The sequence below is a fragment of the Vibrio sp. KMM 9700 genome (genome assembly GCF_058545285.1).
In genome coordinates, this window is record NZ_CM178590.1 from 167,582 (window position 1) to 191,023 (window position 23,442).

General features: G+C 41.5%; 20 protein-coding genes, 1 tRNA gene and 3 pseudogenes. 8 read left to right on the forward strand and 16 right to left on the reverse strand.

Annotated features, from left to right (window positions below; genetic code table 11):
* Window positions 1-82: 82 nt before the first annotated feature.
* A pseudogene (locus AC2VOY_RS12050) lies at window positions 83-1,157 on the reverse strand (IS3 family transposase).
* A 64-nt stretch (window positions 1,158-1,221) separates the two neighbouring features.
* Here AC2VOY_RS12050 and AC2VOY_RS12055 point away from each other — a divergent pair.
* A pseudogene (locus AC2VOY_RS12055) lies at window positions 1,222-1,439 on the forward strand (transposase); the annotation flags it as partial.
* A gap of 264 nt (window positions 1,440-1,703) precedes the next feature.
* On the opposite strand, the gene AC2VOY_RS12060 reads toward AC2VOY_RS12055, so the two are convergent.
* The 5 genes from AC2VOY_RS12060 to AC2VOY_RS12080 all read right to left on the reverse strand — a co-directional run bounded on the left by AC2VOY_RS12060 (window position 1,704) and on the right by AC2VOY_RS12080 (window position 5,967).
* Window positions 1,704-3,296: an ORC-CDC6 family AAA ATPase gene (locus tag AC2VOY_RS12060; protein WP_491833808.1), complete on the reverse strand. Its 1,593-nt coding sequence runs from the start codon at window positions 3,294-3,296 to the stop codon at window positions 1,704-1,706.
* Between the two features lie 8 nt (window positions 3,297-3,304).
* Window positions 3,305-4,015: a hypothetical protein gene (locus tag AC2VOY_RS12065; RefSeq protein WP_491833810.1), complete on the reverse strand. Its 711-nt coding sequence runs from the start codon at window positions 4,013-4,015 to the stop codon at window positions 3,305-3,307.
* A gap of 246 nt (window positions 4,016-4,261) precedes the next feature.
* Entirely contained in the window at window positions 4,262-4,573 is a 312-nt protein-coding gene (locus tag AC2VOY_RS12070) for a hypothetical protein (protein WP_491833811.1), read from the reverse strand.
* Window positions 4,570-5,745, reverse strand: a complete 1,176-nt coding sequence (locus tag AC2VOY_RS12075) for an Arm DNA-binding domain-containing protein (protein ID WP_491833813.1) — start codon at window positions 5,743-5,745, stop codon at window positions 4,570-4,572. Before AC2VOY_RS12075 ends, AC2VOY_RS12070 begins: the two co-directional genes overlap by 4 nt.
* 9 nt (window positions 5,746-5,754) lie before the next feature.
* Window positions 5,755-5,967, reverse strand: coding sequence for a hypothetical protein (locus AC2VOY_RS12080; RefSeq protein WP_491833814.1), 213 nt, complete (start codon window positions 5,965-5,967; stop codon window positions 5,755-5,757).
* Window positions 5,968-6,103: 136 nt separating this feature from the next.
* Here AC2VOY_RS12080 and AC2VOY_RS12085 point away from each other — a divergent pair, with 136 nt between their 5' ends.
* Complete coding sequence (locus AC2VOY_RS12085) at window positions 6,104-6,319, forward strand: helix-turn-helix domain-containing protein (protein WP_491833816.1); 216 nt, start codon at window positions 6,104-6,106, stop codon at window positions 6,317-6,319.
* A gap of 221 nt (window positions 6,320-6,540) precedes the next feature.
* Here the strand turns inward: AC2VOY_RS12085 and AC2VOY_RS12090 are convergent.
* From AC2VOY_RS12090 to AC2VOY_RS12115, 6 genes are all read right to left on the reverse strand, one after another.
* A tRNA-Gly gene (locus AC2VOY_RS12090) sits at window positions 6,541-6,615 on the reverse strand.
* A gap of 272 nt (window positions 6,616-6,887) precedes the next feature.
* Window positions 6,888-7,169, reverse strand: coding sequence for a pyrimidine/purine nucleoside phosphorylase (gene ppnP, locus AC2VOY_RS12095; RefSeq protein ID WP_491833818.1), 282 nt, complete (start codon window positions 7,167-7,169; stop codon window positions 6,888-6,890).
* Window positions 7,170-7,250: 81 nt separating this feature from the next.
* Window positions 7,251-7,976, reverse strand: coding sequence for an amino acid ABC transporter ATP-binding protein (locus tag AC2VOY_RS12100; RefSeq protein WP_491834127.1), 726 nt, complete (start codon window positions 7,974-7,976; stop codon window positions 7,251-7,253).
* Between the two features lie 37 nt (window positions 7,977-8,013).
* Complete coding sequence (locus tag AC2VOY_RS12105; RefSeq protein ID WP_491833820.1) at window positions 8,014-8,964, reverse strand: amino acid ABC transporter permease; 951 nt, start codon at window positions 8,962-8,964, stop codon at window positions 8,014-8,016.
* A gap of 101 nt (window positions 8,965-9,065) precedes the next feature.
* Window positions 9,066-9,857, reverse strand: a complete 792-nt coding sequence (locus AC2VOY_RS12110) for a transporter substrate-binding domain-containing protein (protein WP_491833822.1) — start codon at window positions 9,855-9,857, stop codon at window positions 9,066-9,068.
* A gap of 253 nt (window positions 9,858-10,110) precedes the next feature.
* Window positions 10,111-10,644 (reverse strand): glutathione peroxidase, encoded by a 534-nt coding sequence (locus tag AC2VOY_RS12115; RefSeq protein ID WP_491833824.1) that lies wholly within the window; start codon window positions 10,642-10,644, stop codon window positions 10,111-10,113.
* A gap of 486 nt (window positions 10,645-11,130) precedes the next feature.
* On the opposite strand from AC2VOY_RS12115, the pseudogene cyoA reads away from it, so the two are divergent.
* From cyoA to cyoE, 5 genes and pseudogenes are all read left to right on the forward strand, one after another.
* Window positions 11,131-12,018: pseudogene (gene cyoA / locus AC2VOY_RS12120) on the forward strand (ubiquinol oxidase subunit II); the annotation flags it as partial.
* 153 nt (window positions 12,019-12,171) lie between these two features.
* Entirely contained in the window at window positions 12,172-14,205 is a 2,034-nt protein-coding gene (cyoB, locus tag AC2VOY_RS12125) for a cytochrome o ubiquinol oxidase subunit I (protein WP_491833825.1), read from the forward strand.
* Between the two features lie 10 nt (window positions 14,206-14,215).
* Window positions 14,216-14,854, forward strand: coding sequence for a cytochrome o ubiquinol oxidase subunit III (gene cyoC, locus AC2VOY_RS12130; RefSeq protein WP_491834128.1), 639 nt, complete (start codon window positions 14,216-14,218; stop codon window positions 14,852-14,854).
* On the forward strand, window positions 14,851-15,177 hold the full coding sequence (gene cyoD, locus AC2VOY_RS12135) for a cytochrome o ubiquinol oxidase subunit IV (protein ID WP_491833826.1): 327 nt from the start codon (window positions 14,851-14,853) through the stop codon (window positions 15,175-15,177). Before cyoC ends, cyoD begins: the two co-directional genes overlap by 4 nt.
* Before the next feature lie 287 nt (window positions 15,178-15,464).
* Window positions 15,465-16,409: a heme o synthase gene (gene cyoE, locus AC2VOY_RS12140; RefSeq protein ID WP_491833828.1), complete on the forward strand. Its 945-nt coding sequence runs from the start codon at window positions 15,465-15,467 to the stop codon at window positions 16,407-16,409.
* 154 nt (window positions 16,410-16,563) lie between these two features.
* On the opposite strand, the gene AC2VOY_RS12145 is transcribed toward cyoE, so the two are convergent.
* From AC2VOY_RS12145 to AC2VOY_RS12160, 4 genes are all read right to left on the reverse strand, one after another.
* Window positions 16,564-17,319: an SDR family NAD(P)-dependent oxidoreductase gene (locus AC2VOY_RS12145; RefSeq protein ID WP_491833830.1), complete on the reverse strand. Its 756-nt coding sequence runs from the start codon at window positions 17,317-17,319 to the stop codon at window positions 16,564-16,566.
* A gap of 188 nt (window positions 17,320-17,507) precedes the next feature.
* On the reverse strand, window positions 17,508-18,485 hold the full coding sequence (locus AC2VOY_RS12150; RefSeq protein ID WP_491833832.1) for a CobW family GTP-binding protein: 978 nt from the start codon (window positions 18,483-18,485) through the stop codon (window positions 17,508-17,510).
* Window positions 18,466-20,148: an amidohydrolase gene (locus AC2VOY_RS12155; RefSeq protein ID WP_491833834.1), complete on the reverse strand. Its 1,683-nt coding sequence runs from the start codon at window positions 20,146-20,148 to the stop codon at window positions 18,466-18,468. The genes AC2VOY_RS12150 and AC2VOY_RS12155 overlap by 20 nt, the downstream gene beginning before the upstream one ends.
* A complete protein-coding gene (locus AC2VOY_RS12160) occupies window positions 20,141-21,562 on the reverse strand; it encodes a sodium/glutamate symporter (protein WP_491833835.1) in 1,422 nt (473 codons plus the stop codon). Before AC2VOY_RS12160 ends, AC2VOY_RS12155 begins: the two co-directional genes overlap by 8 nt.
* A gap of 310 nt (window positions 21,563-21,872) precedes the next feature.
* Between AC2VOY_RS12160 and pdxR the strand changes: the two genes are divergently transcribed.
* Window positions 21,873-23,435: a MocR-like pyridoxine biosynthesis transcription factor PdxR gene (gene pdxR, locus AC2VOY_RS12165; RefSeq protein WP_491833837.1), complete on the forward strand. Its 1,563-nt coding sequence runs from the start codon at window positions 21,873-21,875 to the stop codon at window positions 23,433-23,435.
* The last annotated feature ends 7 nt before the right edge of the window (window positions 23,436-23,442 follow it).

Below are 23,442 nucleotides of genomic sequence, written 5' to 3' on the forward strand. Positions count from 1 at the left end.
CGTTTAGTTTTAATAAGTTAAATTGAAGGTATATCAAGAGAAGCTTTGGAGCGTGCGGCGGGAATCTGTATCCCTCCCTGTTTTAGTGGCACTCTAAATTAGAGTTTTTCCTGCTTTCATGCCTTGCTAAATACTCCCAGGGAGTCAAATCATCGAGTGACTCATGAGGCGTTCATCGGTGTATTCCTTTATCCATTTTTCTGTCGGATCTCGGACTTCGCTCAGTGTTTTGAACACGTACATGTTGAGTATTTCTGTCCGGTAAGTTCGGTTAAATATCTCAATATAAGAGTTCTCCGTTGGTTTGACTGGGCGAATAAACTCCAATTCCACTGTGTTCTCTTCAGCCATTCAGCCAGAGTGATCGAGATAAATTCTGGGCCATTATCCATGTGAAGCTTACTGGGGAACCCTAGCCAGGAAATAATGCGCTCTAGCACCCTTATAATGCGTGGTGCTGGTAGATTTAAATCCACTTCAATCGCCAACACTTCACGGTTAAAATCGTCCACGACGTTAAACGTACGAAAGAGCCGACCACAGTTCAATGCGTCACTCATGAAGTCGATAGCCCAGCAACTGTTGAATGACTATGGGCACGCTGGTGGCGTTGGATCTCGTTTCGGTAGACGCTTTTTACCCTTGCGCTGTAGGTTTAACTTGAGCGAACAGTACACTCGATAGACTCGTTTATGATTCCATCGATATCCCCAACGTCTAAGTATTTTAAATAATTTGCCAAATCCGTACGCATGATACCGCTCTGCTGCCTCCTGCAACTTAGCGATGACCTCATCATCTCGGTGAGGATCTGATCGGTTGCGATAGACTGAGTCACTAATGCCAACTGCGCGGCTGGCCATTCGTAAACTGACCTGATAGTGTTTGCGAGCGTAATCGACAAGCTCGCGCTTAACCACTGGCCTTACAGCTTTTTTTCCAGAATATCTTTAACGATACGGTACTCGAGACTGAGGTCGGCAAACATTTGCTTGAGCCTCCGATTCTCATCCTCGAGTTCTTTAAGCCGTTTAACATCTAACGCTTCCATCCCACCATACTTGGACTTCCAGTTGTGTCGCATCAGAGATGCCATATTCACGACAGACTTCGTTGACTTTTCGGCCTGCTTCGACTTCCTTCAAGATTTTTACGATTTGCGTTTCAGTGTAAACGGAAAAGCTCTAATTGCTAATGACCAGTTTTTGGGGAGGGTTACAATTTGATTATATGCAAGCAATGAAAGATAAATTGATAGTCCAGAGGGACGGCGTCAATATAGTAAACGGCTTGGCTGCGTTGAGCCTGCTTTTGGTAATATCACAGTAAATAAACAGATGAACCGCTTCACAATGAGAGGAAAAGAGAAAGTAAACGCCCAATGGGCGATGTTTAGCATGCTCCACAACATAGAAAAGCTGCGAAATTACCTAAATTAGCGGGTAAAAATGCCTATCAAAGGCAAAATAGCCATTTATCCTTTCTTATCACGCTCTATTTTGCGTTACCACAATCAGGACAATTGTCACACCACAGCATTTAGCACATTATCGACAGCAAAAACTACGAGAAAATCAGGTAAAAACAGCTAAAAATAGAGAAATCCTACAGCCTCAACGCCTTGCTAAACGGAAAATAATGGTTGGCTATAATCGCGAAGCGATGGCCAACTGTTATTTTTCCGTTTAAGCAACTTGTTAACTTTAACCTGATAAATATTCAAAAACTGCTGAAGTAGCTTCATTTTTTATATACCTAGATCTTACTTTACCCACATAATAAGCTTGCTGAATTCGACTCTCTGTAGCATCGAGAACGTCCTTTATTTGAATCAAATTTATGCTTTTTAATGATTCTATCAACCAGTTAGGTAGATCTAAAAAATCTACTGACTTTGAAAGCTGCTCATTCAATGCGCTATTTATTACTGAGTCGTCAAAATCAGTAAGTGTGGGCTTAAGGCTATCGTACGCGGCATGACTTTCCCCATACTCAGTCATTCTTTTTATAGTTGTATTTTTAACAATAGGTAAACCTGTAGATACAGGTATATTTTCCAAAGAAAGCAAACAGCCAAAATTTACACTGTACCTTGTGCCTACTCGGCTTTGTGTAGCCTTTACGGCTTCTGTATGCAATGAAATAATGCCGGTATAACAAAGAAGATTTAAAGCTTTTTTAACTGCTTCAGGTGCATCTCTACTAATCCAAAAGAAGCGAGTCGATTTTTTACCTTCAGGTATATAAGCGTCATTTTTTTCTTTGGTATCTGGTAATACATAATCCTCAACAAAGTCTCGCCCCCAATCAATGAATTCAGTAAACCCAGAGTATTTATTTGACAGCAGCGTATGTTCTTCCCAAATATAGCTTTTATAAAAAGATTTAATAGTAGCATTTACATCTCTAGACGATATAGATGAAGCCTGTGTAAGTGTCTTTAAAAGAGCTCGAGGGTTTCCATTTGCTGCATAAGTTAATATAGAGAAATTCCCCATATTCTTGGCTATTTTTCCAAGAAGAATACTGTCAGCTTGCTTCTCAACAATACTCCTCATATATTCAACATACCCTACACTTGAAACATCTCTCTCTAGATATAAAAATGTAGCATCATGACTAGGTTGAAAATTATTGCCAAATGAAGTTACTCCAGGGTAGATAGCAGCATTACAATTAATGTAAGGGCTATTTATATCTCTATAAAGATTAAAAAACTGCCTCTGTTGGGCCGGTCGTAAAATATGGGCAGCCTCATCAATAAAAAAGTTAACTGATTCGATTTCTGCTTCTTCACATATATCTTCTACGGCGTCCTTAAAATCATCTATTGATGGTAAATCTCCTGAGTCAATTACATTTGAGTTATTCTTCCATGTTTGTTCAAATTCACTAATCAATTTAGTAAGATATGTTTCTTCTTCATCTTCAGTTTTCCCTCCCAATAGTGATACCGGCATTGAAATACCAAGTTTCTTTATACTTCTTAGGAAAGCGGAACACATTTTTGCTAGCATCCATTGATAAAAATCATGTTCATCAGCTAACTGGAGTACTGAACCTTCAGTAAAAGATATATATACCGGTACAATATTACTATTACCTATATCCTTTTTTAACTCTGCTTCGGCAACTCTTAGAAGGAACGATTTTCCAACACCACGACTACCTACTAATACAATTGGAGTATCTGATTTTAATTGCTCTATAATTTTGCGATCTTCTTTTGTTTCAACAAAATAATCTAAAATTTTAGACGGTTTGATCGTTTCTGTACGTATCTTAAAATTTGACATAGTTCTTCCTAACTATTGAATAGAAAATTGAATTCTTCTATTCCACCAAGTTCATCTCTAACATTATCTTCAATTTCATCCAACTCTGTACGGCTAAAATTTTTTGAAAATCGAATTGTGAGTAAAAATACAGTTATAAATTTACTTGTTTCAACAAATTCCAACCACTTATTGAGTAATAAGGGTTCGAAACTCAATTTAGCCGGCATATCAACTACCTTATTAAAATTACCATGGATATATTCAGAAGTTTCCCGATATAATTTTGACGAAAGAGTAATCATATGAACTCCTTCACCTTCTACCTCATTGTAGAATGCACGGATAAAAGTCTTTGAGAAAATGCCATTATCCTTATCAATAAGGGAGCCCCAAGAAATATCTTTAAGTCCTAACTTCCAATGCCTAAGTTCGAGTTCATTAGTTGATAGGTAGATATACCGACAAACCTGTTCTAAAAAATATCGTTGAGCAGTGAATGCATATCTATATTGTCCATTTAACGCAGCTTGAAAGCTGAACTCGTATTCTTTAATAGCACTAACAAGAATTGTTGTATCTTCTTTATTTTTTAAAATTTCATACCATACATTTAAGTCATCTATAAATTGAAACAATTCAGAAATTTTAGAAGAATTTTCAGATGAAAAAGAAGCCTCTATGATTTTAGAAAACTCATTGTTTAATTGTATAAAGTGACTTTTACTACCCTGTTCCATAAAATTTCCACTATTTGATGATTGGTAAAGTTAACGCTCTTTACACAGCATTTTCTGTTTAATTCACAGCCTACCGTAATTTCAATTTATGAACAATGTGCTTGAAATTAATTATTTTTAATTCGACATAGTTCACATAAATACACCTAATTCTACTCAGAACACCTATCATCTTCAGGTGGTTTTGTGAGCAAACAAAAACACTCTGTACTAATGACAGAGTGCAAATAATAATCTATGTTATTGTCACGCCTGCACAGTCTTTAATGACAATATAATTCGAGACTCCATAGCTGGTAGAATCCATGCTGAATCTCGAGCTAAGGGGTTGCTTAAACATTGATGCAATACACAAACTATGCCATGTGCGACTAGTAAGGCAAACTCACGCTCTTCTGGATGCTTCTCAGGAAATAACTTTGTTCGCTCACGAACTAACAAATAAATATCTTCTTCAAAAGCATCAATATCACTATGGCTCAACTGTTGGAATTTTATGCTTTCAATTACATCAAAGCATAAACTGGTACAGTGAATTGCTAAGGATGAATATTTCATACAACACCCTCCTCAGATAAAAAACGCTCAAACGCACTGCCATCTTTTCTCGTCAAGTTTGGTACATAACGAGAGTAGACGCGAAATAGCATTGTTGTTGTCGTATGCCCCATCTGATTTGCAATCCATTCTGGAGATTCACCAGACGCTAATAATAATGTCGCAAAAGTATGACGCGTTTGATATGGATTGCGTTTAGGCAGTTGTGCTTTTTCAAGCGTTGGGTACCAAACTGTTCTGGAAACGATTTGATAATTTAATGGCCCGCCCTTTCCATTAGTGAAAACAAATCTACTTTTGGTGTCAGACAACTGTTTATGCTTATATAAAGCATCAAGTACCGTATCAATTAAGCGAATGGCACGATGAGATCCAGCCGTTTTAAGACCTTTAATTTCCCCACGCACATAACTTTGATTAACTGTCAGTGTTTTATTGTTAAAATCAATATCACGCCACATCAAACCATCAATTTCGCCGGTTCTAAGGCCTGTAAAAAAACGAGTTAAATAATATGCTTGGTATTCTTTTGGTACAAATTGCAAAAAAGTATCAATTTCTTCTAAAGAAAATGGATCAACCTCAGTACGACCAACTTTTAAAGCTTTTATATTTTTCCAAGGAGAAGTAAAGTCATAACGATCAGCAGCTTCATTAAGAATCACTCTCAATGGAGTCATAATGTGATTAATACGAGATGGGCTCAACATCCCTTTTCTTCCTGGTACTTTGGCAAGTATGGAACGAAACTGCAAAATCTGACCTTTATTAATAGTGCTAATTTTTTTACTACCAAAAGCTGGCAACAAATATTTATCTAACACTCCCTTTACATCTATATAATGGCCTTTACTCCATTCAATTTTCATCTCTTCAAGCCAAACACTTGCGAACTCTTCAAATTTTGGTGAATTTGGTGCCTCAAAATAACTTTTTGCAGATTCTTTTCGATGTGCAATATTTTCAAAGCGCTTTGCCATTGAACTATTTGGAAAGTAACGAGCATAATCGAATGTATCTAATACAATCTCAGCTTCAATACGTTTTAATAGACGCTCCAATCGATTACGATTTGCTTTATTGTCCACAAGTTGAGTTTGCTCCCTGCATCGGAGCCCTTTGTATCGAAACTGTAATACTAACTTGTTATGACGTACATTTAGAACCCCCATACCATCTCCTTACAAGCCGGTTATAAGTGACTGAGTTGAAATACCATTAAGCATCTCTTCTTCAACTCTTTCCCAAATGAACAATATTTTTCTGCCACCAAATGGACGAATATAATGCAAGCCTTCAAATAAAACCGTATCTTTCAATTGTTCTCTTATCACTCTTTCGTCATATTTAATGCGTTGTGCAAGCTCAGCGGTTGTCAAATAGGTGTTATCCATAATACAATCTCCTAATGAACTTATTATCTCTCAAAAGAGCTTAATGCTCTCCTGTAGATTAAAATATAGCACTATGAATAACTATTGCAAGTCATTTTAACCTACAGGGGGGCATTTTTTACAGGAGAAGAACATTTTGAAATGCCACTTGTCACGAATTATGGGTGAAAGAAAACTAAAAATTGCCGATGTTGCGCGAGAAACAGCTATCAATAGAGGTACTATAACTCGACTATATAATGAAACAGCTACCCGAATTGAGTTAGACGTCATTGATACATTATGTGATTATTTTGATATTGAAGTGGCTGATTTATTCGAGAGAGAAAGAAAAGGTGACGAATCAAATTAATTAGAAAAACTAATCTTGAGCTGAGGATTATATCCGCTTACTTCACTTAAAAACATTTAGCCCCAAAAGATCCCAGCCGGAAAAGTTGGCCACCAAAATGGCCACGGTTTGGCCACGGTGAATCTTTCCGCCACTAAAAACCCAAACGCCAGACATGCAAAAACACGCAATAAAGCGTTTAGTTTTAATAAGTTAAATTGAAGGTATATCAAGAGAATCTTTGGAGCGTGCGGCGGGAATCGAACCCGCATCATCAGCTTGGAAGGCTGAGGTAATAGCCATTATACGACGCACGCATCAGATGTGCTCAAGTTGAGCTTTGAGATGCAGTCCCTCATCGGAACGAGTTACTATATTGCCATAAATTTGAAAAAAGAAAAGCCCTTTTATGCAGCAAAAAGTTCAATTGCGCATAATATAATCAATAACTTGGGGGGAACTTTAAATGCAAGCGATGAAGCAAATAAGTCTGCGATCTTAGTCACAAAAAAACCTAGCACAAGTCTGGCTAGGTTTCATTTATATTAACTGGCTGAACGTATCAGTTATACCAAAAGCTCGACAGTCTTTATAGATACTCGCACAGATATGCTGTATCAAGTTCAACTTTTAAATCAAACGAAGCGTCCCCTTCAACACTGAAAGATTCGCCTGAGCGATAGGTGATCCATTCTTGGCTATTTGGCAGTTTAACTGTCAGCGCACCTTTGATCACAGTCATACGTTCTGGCGCTGCAGTGCCAAAGGTATATTCCCCTTTTGCCATTACGCCAACGCTGCTGTCACCATCCTGTTGAGCAAAACCTAATGACTTTACATTGCCATCAAAGTAAGTGTTCTCTTTTATCATCCTTGTGTCCTTAAATAATATAATGTTTATTACAAGCTAATCCTCAAAATACATGACGCTCTACGTCAGATATATAAAGGATCAGAGCAACATAGATAAAAACTGCTGCAATCTAGGATGCTCAGGGTTATCAAAAAATTTATCCGGCGTCTCATCAACCAGTAGCTCGCCATCTTGCATAAATAGTACACGGTCGGCCACTTCGCGGGCAAAACCCATTTCATGCGTCACCACGACCATGGTCATGCCTTCATCAGCTAAGCTTTTCATCACTTCCAGCACTTCGCCGACCATTTCAGGATCCAGCGCAGAGGTTGGCTCATCAAACAGCATCACATGCGGTTTCATTGCCAAGGCGCGGGCAATCGCCACACGTTGCTGCTGACCACCAGATAAATGGTTTGGGTAATTACTCATGCGATCGGAGAGGCCAACTTTCGCCATTAAGGCTTTCGCTTCTTCTTCGATATCCGCTTTGGTGCGTTTCGACACCACCATAGGCGCAAGCATCACATTCTCTAATGCGCTTTTGTGCGGAAATAAATTAAAGCTTTGGAAAACCATGCCTACATGTTCACGCAAAGTATTGATATTCGTAGATTTAGCATACATATCTACGCCATCAATCACCACGCTGCCGGAGTTAATTACTTCCAGTTGGTTCAGCGCTCGCAAAAATGTTGACTTGCCTGAGCCCGACGGGCCAACAATCACTACCACTTCACCGCGGTGGATCGTTGCCGATACATCTTTTAATGCATGACAGCCGTTTGGATAGACTTTGTTGACATCCGTCGCGATGACCATAGGTTCACCTGGCGCGACTGGGATTTGAGTTGTTGAATTAGTCACTGACAGCTAACCTCTTTTCTAATGCTTGAATGCCCCAAGATAAGGTACCGGTGAGCACTAAATATAAAAGTGCGACGGTGATCCAAACTTCAAACGGTGCAAAACTACTACTCACCACTTCACGTCCCGCTTTGGTTAAATCGGTAATTGCAATCACAGAAACCAATGATGAGTCTTTGATTAAGTTAATAAATTGGCCTGCAAGCGGTGGTAGTACTCGTTTAAATGCTTGCGGCAAAATAATATGGCGCATGGCTTGAGGATAGGTCATCCCAAGCGAGCGTGAGGCTTCCATCTGCCCTTTTGGAATGGCTTGAATACCGGCGCGAATAATTTCTGCGACATAAGAAGCGGTGAACATGGACAATGCCACCACACCTGCGGTAAAGCGCTCTAAATCAAGCACAGTGCCGATAAAGAAATAAACAAGGAAGATTTGCACCAGTAGCGGCGTACCACGCACCACTTCGATATAGCTAATGGCTAATTTGCGTAGCGCGATATTGTCTGCAAGGCGCATGAGCGCGAGGATCATCCCGACCAGGACGGCAAAAAATAACGAAATGATTGACAGTTTAATTGTGACGATCACCCCTTCGCCGATACTGCCAAGTTTCCATTGCTTGCGCTGAGCGATTTCATCGCCTTCGAAAACAATGTCACCATCGCCGACCTGCAAATTCTTGTATTGGCTCAGATCAACTAAGGTCTCACCGGTTGCCGTCTCGGTCAAAATTAATTGTCCATCAGCATTGGACACCACATCGCCATCACGCGGCGCATAGATAGATTCAGGTTGGGTATCAATAATATAAGGAACGACGCGCTGCCAGTTCCATTCATAATTAATTCGTGCTGCAGAAAAGTAAATCAATGCGAATAGAGCGGCGATAATGCCCACATAGACCAAATTCCAAAACAGCTTATTGGCTTTAGGCTGCATAAAAACTCTCTTTAAAAATCATAAATCACGCAATTTGGTGAAAAGCAGATATAACAACACTCGCCTAAACTTAGACGAGTGTTTGGGAACAAATAGCGGAATTATTGGACTTTATCGAGCCAGGTTGCTGACTTAAACCACTTGTCATAAATGCGATCGTATGTGCCGTCGCCTTTAATTTGTTTCAAGTAGTTGTTCAGGAAGTTTAGGAAGTCAGGATCGCCTTGACGCACTGCAAAGCCTAGTGGTTCAAAGGTAAATGGCGTATCAAGGTGAACCACTTTGCCTTCGTGTTGCGCAGTATAGATAGCGTTAAATGGCAAATCATAGACAAATGCATCGGCTTTGCCGCCAGAAACTTCAAGCGCAGCATCAGCTGTGGTTTCAAATTGATTTTGCTTTGCTTTTGGTAGGAATTTTTCTGCCGCAACGATACCTGTTGTGCCGATTTTAGTTGCAATGGTGTACTTAGGATCGTTCAAATCACGGTAGCTTTTCACTTCATCTTTTAGCTTGTCGCTCAGTAAGATACTTTGACCGATCACCACATAAGGTTCTGTGAAGTTCACTTGCATGTTACGTTTAGCGGTAATTGTCATGCCGCCCATGATCACGTCACATTTATTAGTTAAAAGTGCAGGAATGATGCCATCCCAAGAGGTGTTGACTGGCGTAAATTTCACATCAATGGCTTTTGCCAGCATTTTGCCTAAATCGACATCAAAACCGATAAATTCGCCATTTTTTGCTTTCATTTCAAACGGCATATAGCCCGCATCAAAACAAACACGTAGCTCGCCTGATTTTGAAATATTTTGAAGGGTGGTGTCTGCAAAACTTGAAGTTGCAAAAAGCGCCGCGCATACAGCTGCGACTTTAAACGTTGTTTTCATAGTAATATCCGTATTGTTGTGTTTATTCCTTGTCGCTTCATTTGTGAGCAACATATAAAACTTATACCAAAAATATAAAGCAAATTAAATGATTATTTGAAATCAAGTTACAACTTTGAACCTTTAATTAAAACAATCAAGGGATTCAACCGATACAAAAAAGCACGATTGGACGAAAAACAACATATTGCGTAAGTTTCATCCAAAATCGTGCTTTAAATTTACAGTTTTGCTCTAAAAATAAGAACTTAGCTTATAGCGCAGCTTCAACTTTCGGCGCTAGCTCGTCTGCTGTATAAGTTGGTGAAAAACGCTCTAGCACCTTGCCATCTCGCCCAATCAAAAACTTAGTAAAGTTCCACTTAATTTCGCCGCCTTCAAACACTTGACCAAGCTCAGTCAGTTTTTCAACAAGCTGATTCGTGCCTTCATTTTGCGTATCAGTTGGCTGTTCAGATTTTAAGAATTTGTATAGTTCAATCGCATTGTCGCCGTTGACCTCAACTTTCGCAAAGTTGGTGAATGTTACGCCGTAGTTCAGCTGGCAAAACTCTGCCACACCGGCGTCATCTTCTGGCGTTTGGTTTAAGAACTGATCGCACGGAAAGCCAAGAATTTCAAGACCTTGATCTTTGTATTTTTGATATAAGGCTTCAAGACCTTCGAGCTGTGGCGTGAGGCCACATTTGGTCGCAATGTTAACAATTAAAAGCACCTTGCCTTGATAATCAGAGAGAGAAACATATTCACCTTGGGTATTGCGTACATTAAATTGATAAACGCTCATGTTCGATCCTTTCCATTGTTAAACGTGAAGACTCACTATAGCAGTAAGCTCTCCATACACACAATCAGGAATTGATAAAAAATCATTGTTTTAAATCAATAAACCCAGATACCTCATTACATTAAAACGTGACACTGATCACATTTATGAAAGATTCCCATGTAAAGCCCTGATTGTTTCGTGACCTTAGGGAGAAATGTAAGCAAAATAATATTATGTAACAAAACAATTACAAAAAGTAAGGTTTATAGAAAGAACTTTAAGTCTTTGTTTTTATTTTGTTACGCAACATGATTGGGCAATTCTTTTGTGAGCAATGTGATTATCGCGAGCGAATGCACTTGCACAATTAAAAACAACGTCACTTGGCGGCGCAATTGGCGGTCTTAGGGCTGTTTTTTGAAGCCAAAGAGTAATAACACGTCAACATTAGACTCGGTCCTTCTTCCTAGGACTATTTAATCTAAACGATAAGTTGAGACGAGAATGGATGCTTTAAATAAGAAAAAAGCATGGCGTAATGCATTAATCTTTTTTTCCATTGCCTTACTTACTGGATGTGAGAGCGCACTGCTTGATCCAAAAGGTGCGGTTGGGATGCAACAAAAAGAGCTGATCATTACCGCTTTGTTATTAATGTTAATTGTCGTGATCCCCGTGATCTTAATGACAATTTATTTTGGGTATAAGTATCGCGCGTCGAACAAAGATGCCACCTATACTCCTGAATGGTCGCACTCTACAAAAATTGAAGTCGTCGTTTGGGCTGTGCCAATCGTAATCATTGCAATTCTTGCAACCATTACTTGGCGCACCACGCATGAGCTTGAGCCGTCCAAGCCGCTTGTGCATGAAACGCCGCCAATGACAATCGAAGTGGTATCGCTTGATTGGAAATGGCTCTTCATCTATCCAGAGCAAAAGATCGCAACAGTCAACTATGTTGCGTTTCCAAAAGATGTTCCGATCGAATTTAAGATCACCTCGGATAACATCATGAATGCTTTCTTCATTCCTCAATTAGGCACACAAATTTACGCGATGGCCGGTATGGTTACTCGCCTAAACTTAATTGCCAACCACGAGGGTGATTATAAAGGTATTTCATCAAGTTATAGCGGTGATGGGTTCTCTGGAATGAAGTTTACGGCGCACGCTTTTGATACCCAAGCTGATTTTGAAAAGTGGGTTGAAGAAGCTAAGTCTAAACCTCGCAAAATCGAAAACTTTGCCGATTATGAAAAGCTTGCCGAGCCGAGTGAAAACGAGCCTGTGGCTTACTTCTCAAGTGTTCCAGATGACTTGTTCATGTCTGTGGTACATCAGTTTGAAGGTTCTTTGAATCATCACGGCGCAATGCCAGAAGGTAAAGCTATGACCCATGGTGAAAAGCCAATGGCGCATGGTGATAAAGCGATGTCAGATGACAAAGCAATGCATTCCGAGCATGGCACAACCCATGATGCACATCAAAGTCATGGCGATGCTGAGCATGCGCAAGCATTAGAAAGCAAGGAAGAATAGATTATGTTTGGACGTTTAACATTAGAATCTGTCCCTTATCATGAGCCAATTATTGTGATCACCCTCACGGCGATTGCATTGATTGGTGCAGGGCTGCTATTTGCCATTACCAAAGCGGGCAAATGGCAATATTTATGGACGGAGTGGTTTACCTCTGTCGACCATAAAAAAATTGGTTTCATGTATATCGCTGTTGCGCTTGTCATGCTTATCCGCGGCTTTGCCGATGCGGTGATGATGCGTAGTCAGCAATTGCTGTCATCTGCCGGTGAAGCCGGTTATCTGCCACAACACCATTATGATCAAATCTTTACCGCTCACGGCGTGATCATGATTTTCTTTGTCGCGATGCCGCTTATCATAGGTATGATGAACATTATCGTGCCACTGCAAATTGGTGCGCGTGATGTGGCTTTCCCGTATTTGAACAACCTTAGCTTCTGGCTATTTGTTGTCGGCGTCATTCTAACCAACCTATCTTTAGGTTTGGGTGAATTTGCGCGTACTGGTTGGCTGGCATACCCGCCACTTTCAGGGATACAAGATAGCCCCGGGGTCGGGGTCGACTACTGGATATGGGCACTCCAGATATCCGGGGTCGGGACAACCCTTTCAGGGGTAAACTTTGCGGTAACAATTTTAAAAATGCGTACCCCAAGCATGCCACTGATGAAAATGCCAGTCTTTACTTGGGCGTCACTATGTTCAAACATTTTGATCATCATTTCGTTCCCAATTTTGACCGTGACCATCGCGTTATTAACGCTTGATCGTTACTTAGGCATGCACTTCTTTACCAATGACATGGGCGGCAACATGATGATGTATGTCAACCTGATTTGGGCCTGGGGTCACCCAGAAGTGTATATCTTAGTCTTGCCTGTGTTTGGTATCTTCTCTGAAGTTGTTGCCACCTTTAGCCGTAAAAAGCTCTTTGGTTATACCTCTTTGGTTTGGGCAACAGTTGTGATCACCATTTTGGCATTCGTCGTATGGCTGCATCACTTCTTCACCATGGGTTCGGGCGCGAACGTCAACGCATTCTTTGGTATCGCCACCATGATTATTTCCATTCCAACCGGGGTGAAAATCTTCAACTGGTTATTTACCATGTATCGCGGTCGCATCGAGTTTAGCACCCCAATTCTTTGGACATTCGGTTTCCTTATCACCTTCACCATTGGTGGGATGACAGGGGTACTGCTGGCTGTGCCGGGCGCAGACTTTGTGCTTCACAACAGCTTGTTCTTGATTGCGCACTTCCATAACGTGATCATCGGTGGTGTAGTGTTTGGCTGCTTTGCAGGTTTAACTTACTGGTTCCCGAAAGCAACAGGTTTCAAACTTGATGAAACTTGGGGTAAACGCGCATTCTGGTGTTGGATCATCGGCTTCTGCCTTGCATTCATCCCGCTTTATGCACTTGGATTTATGGGTATGACGCGCCGCATCAGTCAGCACATCGACCCTGAGTTCTTCCCACTGCTCGCAACAGCTGCCTTTGGTACTTTCGTGATTGCATGTGGTGTGCTTTGCCAATTCATCCAGTTCTTCGTTAGTATCAAGAACCGTGAAGCATTGCGCGACCACACTGGAGACCCGTGGGATGCACGTACGTTTGAATGGTCAACGTCGTCGCCACCGCCGTTTTATAACTTTGCAACCTTACCAAAAGGTGATGAGTTAGATTCGTATTGGTATCAAAAACAAAGCGGTGAGTTTGACGTTAATGGTGAAAAACCACGTCCGAAATATGAACCGATTCATATGCCAAAAAATACCCCAATGGGCATGTATCTATCAGCATTTGCCTTAGCATTTGGCTTTGCGATGATTTGGTACATTTGGTGGCTTGCAGGCCTAAGCTTTGTGGCTATCGTTGCGCTTTGTATTAAGAAGAGCTTTGATGAAGATGTTGATTACTACGTCAGCGTAGAAGAAATCGAAGCGATTGAAGCAGCGCATCATGCAAAACGTGCTGAATATGCACAAAGTCTCAAACAAAAACAAGATGAAGCGGAGGCTCAGCATGGATAATCAAGCAGCAATGAGTCAAGACCTAAACCAAGCATCAGATCATGCTGATACGTATGATCATGATGCGCATCATGCACACCATATGCATGAAATTGCTGAAAACAAGAAGTTTGGGTTTTGGATTTACTTGATGAGTGACTGTATTTTGTTTGCAAGTTTATTTGCAACCTATGCAGTCCTCGCTAACGGCACAGCTGGCGGTCCTTCTGGTAAGGACATCTTTGAATTGCCGTTCGTGTTTGTGGAAACCATGTTCCTACTTGCCAGTAGTTTAACTTTTGGCATGGGCATGATTGCCTTCAAACAGCAAAACCTTGAAGGGGTTAAAAAATACTTAGGACTTACCTTTGTGTGTGGCTTTGCCTTCATCTGCATGGAAATTTATGAGTTTCATGTATTAATTGAAGAAGGCTTTGGCCCAGATCGCAGCGCGTTTTTATCTGCTTTCTTTGGTCTTGTTGCCACCCACGGCTTGCACGTGACCTTTGGTTTGATCTGGCTTGCAACTTGCTATGTTCAGCTATCAAAACAAGGTCTTACGCCAAACATGCAAATGCGTTTGTCTTGCCTAAGTTTATTCTGGCACTTCCTTGATATTATCTGGATTTGTGTGTTCACCTTTGTTTACTTAATGGGAGTTCTAGTATGAGTGATCAAAACCAAACCCATGATGTAAATGCACTTAAAGAGGATTATCTCAAGGGCTTTAAGCTCTCGATCATCCTGACAGTGATCCCTTTCTTCTTAGCGTCATTTGAATTTTTGACGCGTGAAGCAAGTATCATTCTTGTCGTTGTGTGCGCGGTGATCCAGGTCTTGGTGCATTTTGGATATTTCCTCCATATGCGCCATAAAGATCCAGAAACAGGTTGGAATAAGGTTTCGCTTGTTTTCACCGCAATTGTGGTTTTCATTATTGTCGCAGGGTCGATTTGGATCATGTGGAATATGAATCATAATATGATGATGTAACGATACTCTTCATCCTTGAAGTTGCAGAACTTCGTTAACTTTTATGATTCAACCTAGTCACATATTCTTATATGCTCCTAGGCTTGAATCATCTTGTTGCCTTGCTGCATCTCCAATGATTTTGAGTATACCCTTTCTATTTGGGTATAAATCAAGATAGTGCTTACACCGATAACCTCATGGTTTAAGCACTATCTTTCAGATTTCTTTCACCATCCATGCACAACAAATGCATCTTTGGTATAGCGACAAGCAGTACCTTTCAGGTTTACAAGGATAAAGCCAATATGCAAACGCCAGTGATACACTCCCCTCGCAAACTAAATATCGGGGCATATGTTCGCTTAACAAAACCTGGGATTATTGTCGGTAATCTCATCTCAACCCTTGCCGGAATTTTTCTTGCCGCCAAATCAAGCCCAATCACTTGGGAGCTCACCCTTTGCACCCTTGCAGGCGTGGCGCTGATCATTGCTTCTGGCTGCATGTTTAACAATATTTTTGATAAAGACATCGACGCTAAAATGGCGCGCACCGCCAACCGCCCTTTGGTGACAGGTGAAGCCAACATCGATGTAACATTTGTACTCGTCATGCTAAGCCTCTTGCTTGGCACTTGGCTCTTATATCATAACGTCAACCCAATGACCGCCGTAGTAGTCTTACTCGGTTACGTGTTTTACGTCTTTTTCTATACCATGTGGTATAAACGCAACTCAGTTTATGGCACTTTAGTTGGCAGCGTTTCAGGCGCGATCCCGCCGCTTGCGGGCTACATCGCCGTCACCAACTACATTGATATTAATGCAGCGCTTTTATTTGCCTTATTTAGCCTTTGGCAAATGCCCCACTCTTATGCAATTGCCATGTTCCGCCGCAAAGATTATCAAGAAGCCAATATCCCTGTCCTGCCACTTGTAGAAGGCATTCAAGTTGCCCGCAGTCATATGCAGGCTTATGTGGTGGTGTTCAGCCTCGTGGCTTTAGGTTTATTCTTATTTGGCGAAGCAGGCTATTCTTATTTAGCTATTTCTAGCTTGGTCTGTTTTGGCTGGCTAAAAGCAACATTTTCATCTTTTGATTCGCAAGTGGCTAAAAAAGACAATAAAACTGATCTTAATCAAGAAGATAAAGAAAACATTTGGGCGAAAAGCTCATTCAAACATTCTTTATTTGTGGTGATGGGACTTAGTTTTGCGATGGGCATTGAGTTTTTACTAGCTGGAATTTAATCCACAAGTATCAAAACAAACTCAGACTACTCCTCCCCTTTCCAAGGGGAGGTTGGGTGGGGTTAAAGCGCCAATAAAAAACCGCCACCTTCAAATGAAAGCAGCGGCTTTATCAAATCAATTCGATTTCTTCAATCTATCGCGCAAGCAAGGATTAGATACCTAGTGCTTGACCACCACCGATTTGAACAGTTTCAGCAGTGATGAATGATGCATCATCGCTTACTAGGAAAGAAATTACAGAAGCAACTTCTTCAGGTTGACCTAGGCGGCCAAGAAGAATGTTGTTTTTCCAAGAAGCGAATACTTCTGGTTTAGTTTCTTTGATTTGCTTGTGGAAAGGTGTATCGATTGTACCAGGCGATACAGCGTTTACACGGATACCAGCAGGTGCAAGTTCTTTCGCTAGTGCGCGAGTTAGAGTGTGTACAGCGCCTTTAGAAACACCGTAAATACCAGCGCCAGGGCCACCAGCATTCCAACCAGCGTTAGAAGTAAAGTTGATGATTGAAGCAGACTCTGCTTTTTTCAAGAATGGAATTGCAGCGCGAGAAACGAAGAATGCGCTGTCTAGGTTAAGAGCCATCACGAAACGGTAGAAATCAGTTGTCATTTCTTCCATTGAGCTACGACCACCAAGGCCACCAGCATTGTTCACAACTACATCTAGTTTGCCGTATTTTTCGCCGATTGCTGTGACTTGCTCAGTGACAACTGCATCGTCAGTTACGTCAAAACCATAGTATTCAGCTTCAATACCTAGCTCTTTAAGCTCAGCAACACGTACTGCGCCTTGATCATCTTCGATACCGTTAAGAACAACAGTGTAACCGTCTTGGCCTAGACGTTTAGCAACTTGAAAGCCAATACCGCCTGTTGCGCCTGTGATTAATGCTACCTTTTTAGACATTTTTATTTCCTCGTTTTTGAAAATTGCATTCCCAAGCTTGATCATATCAAAAGGACATGCGTAAACTCATACCCTGTATATCTGGGTAGATATTATTGTATGACAATTATAAGCTCTAATAATTCTATGAGAACACACTTGAGTTGTCAAATCGGCTAGAAAACACACGGATAGATATATAAAAATGCTTAAAAACTAACTAATTTATTGATATCTGAGTAGAAAATATCAAAGGATAGGTTTTTCTTAGCTATCACCACACAGGTTTTTAAATTTGCTTGAGTTAAGCTTTGCCAACTTAGACGCGTCCCTGAAAGTTGCACTAAATAAGCTTTTTGTTCCGACTTTACATAGACATAGCCTTTAAGGCGAAGTAACTCATTTTGATGCTTGCTAAGCAGCTCAGCAAATGTCTGTTTTGTGTTACAGGTAAGATCTTGAAATGTAAAAGATGATATCCCTGCGTGGGCTGTTTTGAGGATAATTTTCGCTTGGTTATTAGCTTCTATTTGTGGGACAAATAAAGCAGTGTTTTTTTGCTCTGAATGCAAGTGATAAACATTATCGTCAGAGGTGTATTCCTCTAATTTTCTTATAATCCCTGTTTGCTTAACTTGTGATTTTAAAAAATTCATCGCTTTGCGATCCATGTCTCGGATTTCCTTCGAAACACGATTCACCAACACCAGATCCGCTGCTTGGACTTGCGCAAGCCAGATATCACCAATGCTTTGATCATCTCGCCAGCGCGCCACTTGTGACACATCAACCAAGGTGGTGATCGCACTGAGCGTAAAGCCGCGTGCAAGGTGCAGCGTTTCTATAATCGTTTTGGGCTTGGCAATGCCACTAGTTTCGATGTAAACATCTTGCACCGACGCAAACCAAGGCTGCTTGGTGAGTTGAGTGAGTTCATCTGCCAAGCTGCCACGAATCGAGCAACAAATGCAGCCGTTCGAGAGTTCAATCACCTGCTGATCTTGGGCTTCAATCAAACTGAAATCTAAGTTAATTGAGCCAAAATCATTGACAATCACCAGCGAATTAGCGCCCAATTTGTTGCTTTTAATCAGTTGGTTTAAATAAGTGGTTTTGCCCGCGCCCAAAAAGCCTGTCAACACATAAACAGGCTTTGGCATTGGCAGCTTATGCGCCGCTGTCTGCATACACACACTCCCCGCCCAAGTGCGTGGCTAGCACTTTAATATCTTTAATTTCTTCACTTTCACACGTTAATGGGCACGCATCTAAGACAGCAAAGTCGGCGAATTTACCACATTCTAAGCTGCCGATAAGATGATCTAAGTGCAGGCTATAGGCTGGCGCTAGTGTCACCATTTCCAGAGCCTCCATCGCAGATACTTTTTCATATTCGCCTAAACGTACGCCATTTGGCGTGAGCCTATTCACTGCGCAACTCATTGAGAAAATAGGATCTAATGGCGTCACTGGGGCATCCGAGTGGATCGCAACCATCACCCCTTTATTTAATGCCGAGCGAAGCGGCTCCATACGTTGCGCGCGCTCATAACCCACCGTGGCGTGCAAGTGTTGATCGCCCCAATAATACAGGTGATTGGCAAAAATATTCATACAAATATTAGCATTGGCAATACGCTTAATTTGCGCGTGATTGACCAGCTGGCAATGCTGCAAAGTATGTCTATGGTTCATCCAAGGCACCATGCTGAGCGCAGATTCAATGCTTTCAATCATCAGCTGAGTGGCTTCATCACCATTGGTATGAATATGCAAGTTGATCCCCGCTTGGTGATACGCATGCACCATTTCCGTTAAAGTTTCCGGTGGCGCATTCCAAATGCCTTTGACATTTTGCGCGCTTTCGCCTTCTTTTTGAAAATACCCCGGATACATTAAACGCGCGGTGTAGCCTTGGATACTGCCATCTGTCATCAGTTTGACTGTACCAAAAAAGAGTTTATCGTTGCCCGCATCTTTTAGGCTTAATAAACGCTCCACCCCTTCTTCTGGGCGATAACTCAAGGCGCTCATTGCCGGAATAAGACGTAAACCAAACTCTGGTAAGCTCGTGACTTCTTTTAAGATTTCTACCCCCTTCGGCGTCAGCGGGTTATATAAGTCAGTTGCTGTGGTCACCCCAACGCGCGCGGCTGATTTTGCATATAAAAATAGTGCACTTGGGTCTGCTGAAGCATCAAACACATCATCATCCAGCAGTTCTAACACACGGTTCATTGTCGCCATTTCTAACAGCTCACCCGTTGCTGCGCCGTTTTCATCGACCAATACACCTTCAATACTGGTTTCTTTATCTAGCCCAGAGGCTTCAAGCATTAAGCTGTTTACCGTTAAAACGTGAAAACTTGCATGTAAAATCACGACTTTACGATCGCTCACCACGGCGTCAATATCATGACGTGAAATGCGCTGGCCTTCAAAATAAATCGGGTCAAACCCCCAAGCGAGCAGCACTTCACCTTCTGCTAATTCAGCCGAGGCCGTTTGCAAACGATCTTGAATTTGCGCCAGGTTTTTCACCCCAGTCCATAATTTGCCATCGGGCGCGGTGCGGTCAAAAAAGCCTAAATAGGTATATTTCCATACGCCACCTTCCATTGCATGGGCGTGTCCTTCGACAAAACCCGGTACTAAGACTTTGTTTTCATAGCTAGTATCAAGTTCATACTCATCCATTAAGTGCGCAACCGCTTCTTTTGGCCCAACGCTGACAATCTTGCCATCTTCACAGGCTAGGTATTGCGCTTGTGGCATGGATGGATTCATGGTGATAATTTTTTTCGCTTTGAAGATTTTTTTTGTTTGAGAAACGTTTGTTGTATTAAGCATGGCTATCCATTCCTTGTTGTGCCGTCGAAGCGGTTATTTTTTTAGGTTTAAACATTAAGAAAAGCATGATCGCTAAGGCAAATAAACTTTGCAGCACCAGCACAGTTAAGTAGAAACTTAAAGATAAAGACGGCGCAATTGGCGTGAAGATCATGAGTAACGGCAATGTCGTGATAATAATGGCAACGTTAAAGAATGCGAGTTCTTTGGCAACCAAGGTATTGAAGTTGGTATCTAGCATGCGCAGTAGCAAGAGGCCAGTACCTGTTGATCCACAGCAGCAGCCAAATGCAGTGACGGCGCGCTCAGGACCAAGTTCGCCACTGAATTTCCCAACCAGAACACAAGAGAAATACGTAACGATAGTTGTAAAAAAGGCCACAATGAGGATTGGTACTAATAAAAGACTTAACACTGAGAGCTTGATACTCATGATAGTACCTGTGACCATAAAATCGACGGACGAGCCGGTTATGCGTTTTAGGGTTTCATCATCCACTGTTTTGCAATAACCGAGTTTGTTCATGGTGCTGCGTAAAATCAGGCAGACCACAAGTCCATGTAAAAAGAATAAGTTGTAGCTAAATAAAACTTCAAGGGTGACGCCAGCAATGCTCACGCCTGCAACCACGCCTTGGATCCAAGTCAGCCAAAGGTAAGTCACCACATAGGCCACGCCAAGCAAGCCCACATGATAGGCTAACGAATCCAAGTTGGCCGAGTGCGTCACTAACTTGCCACTTGATGGGCAGTTTTCAGCTTTATACATACCGTTTAGATAATCTGTATCCATTTTGGCATCTTGGTTTGAGTTCATGCCAAGACCAAGGTAGCGACGCGCCATCGGCACACCGACTAAAAACGCGGCGATAAAGCCAAGCGAGGCATAAATGACCCCTACTTGCATCACATTGACGATGCCATATTGGCTCTCCCAAATACCACCATAAGTTAAGGCTTGACCTGGGCCTTGAGTGAAACCGTGGGCGACAATTGAGCCTAAGAAATAACTTAAAGATTGGTCGGTAAAAAAGTTATAGGCGCAAATCGCCGTGATCCCAACAATCGCTTGCAAACCTAAAGTAAAGGTCCAAGTTGCGGTCAACCACATGCCACCTTGTAAGATCCCTTGCTTTGGCGCATCAACTGGCTTTTTACGACGCAAACCGCCACATAAACACAGGGACATAAAGCTCAAGGTGAAAAAGTGAAAAGTAATTCCAAGGAAGTCTTTTGAAGTAAAAGGGACAACGCCACTCCAGTTAATCAGCGCAAAGCCGATGATCCCGCCAATCAGGCTCGATGGAATGAGGTTACGCTTAAGAAATGCGACTTTACTACGCACCAAACTACCAAGCACGAGCATAGCGGCTAAAAAAGCAAAGGCAATCACACCATGAAAGGTACTATCCATATGTCTATCTCCATGTTCAGATATTTATATTCTGTATATCTTGTAATGTTAAAATATCTATATTCTGACCAAATAGGTTAGTGCCAGTTTGTTTTTTATTATGGGTCAGTTTTTAGTGCTAATTTAATCAACTTTTATTCACTCTAAAAAATATAGGCAATATCTATGCCATTTATATTTATTAAGATACTAGCCCTTTAAATATGGAATGATTCTTGCAATGATCTTTTCATTTATATTGATTTTATAGTTTAAAATATTTTAAGCGTCATATATTGGGGCAAGTTGCACTATTTTAGGGAGAGTAAACATGGCAAGCCATCACACCTGCTTTATTGAGTTTAACAAAAACCAAAGCTTACAAGATCAAGTGCGTGCTTACTTAGTAAAGTGTATCTTAAATGGTAGTTTTCCTCAGGACAAAGCCCTGCCTTCTTGTCGTAAGCTTTCCACCCAGTTAAAAGTCTCACGTAACACGATTTCAATTGTTTATGAGAAATTATTAGACGAAGGTTATTTAATTAGTAAGCCGCGCAGTGGCTATTATTTAGCGCCCGGTTATGAAGAATTAACCCCACAGGAAATGTCACTAGAAAATAAACCTAAAGCTTCTGATTCAAATAATTCAACTGCACAAGATGCGTGCAGCGCAATAATTACCCCTAATAATGATGAGAATATTCACGCACCAAATTGGCACAAGCGTTTAAAACTTTCTACGAGTGCTTACCCGAAAATTCAAAAGCCTTCTTATTGGAGTCATTATAAATATCCATTTATTTATGGACAGCCTTCCATTGGCGAATTTCCGTTAACCCAATGGCGCGAATCTAGCCGCAAAGTGATTGCCGATGCCAAAGATCACAGCTGGCTGTGTGACAAGGTGGATAAAGATGTCGATGCCCTGATCCAACAGTTAAAAATGCGTGTTTTGCCGCAGCGTGGCATTCATGCCAGTGAGGATGAGATTTTAATCACCATCGGCTCGCAAAATGCCCTCTCATTAGTATCTTTATTACTTATGGATCAAAACACTAAAGTTGGCATCGAAAACCCGGGTTACCGTGAAGCGCACAATGTGTTTAGTTTATGTGGGGCGCAACTTATGCCGCATCAGGTCGACAGCCAAGGGTTAGTGCCCAATGAGACGACGCCAGAATGTGATTATTTTTATGTCACCCCAAGTCATCAAGCGCCAACTGGCGTGACCATGAGTGATGCACGCCGCGCCGCCCTGTTAGAGCTTGCCAATACCCAAGATAAAATCATTATCGAAGATGATTATGACTCTGAAAATAATTTGGAGTTTTTCCCAAAGCCTGCGCTTAAAGCAAAAGATAAAGAAGGGCGTGTGATTTATGTGGGCAGTTTTTCAAAGATTTTAGCGCCGGGGTTGCGCCTTGGATATATTGTGGCCTCTGAAGCCTTGATTTATGAGCTGCGTAACTTACGCCGTTTGATGTATCGCCATGTGCCAAGCCGCGTCCAAATGGAAGTCGCGCACTTTATTGCCCAAGGTTATTATGACTCCTATTTGCGCCGTTTTCGCACCCACAGCCGTGAACGTTTGGCCTTGATGCGTGAAGCGATGGATTTGTATCTACCAAATTGCCACCTACTGGCTAAAACTGAGCTGACCAATTCTTTATGGCTGCAAACTCCCAATGGCATGGACAGCCACTTTTTAGCCTCACGCGCAGCGCAACATGGGGTGTTAATCGAAACCGGACATTCGCACTTTTATCAAGCGCCAGAGAGCCAGCCCCCTATTCAAATGCCTGTCCCTAAGTCTTACTTTCGTTTAGGTTTTCATGCAATAGCGCCCGATAACATCGAAGATGGCATCAAGGCGCTGGCAAAAGCTATGGGGTAAAGCGCTC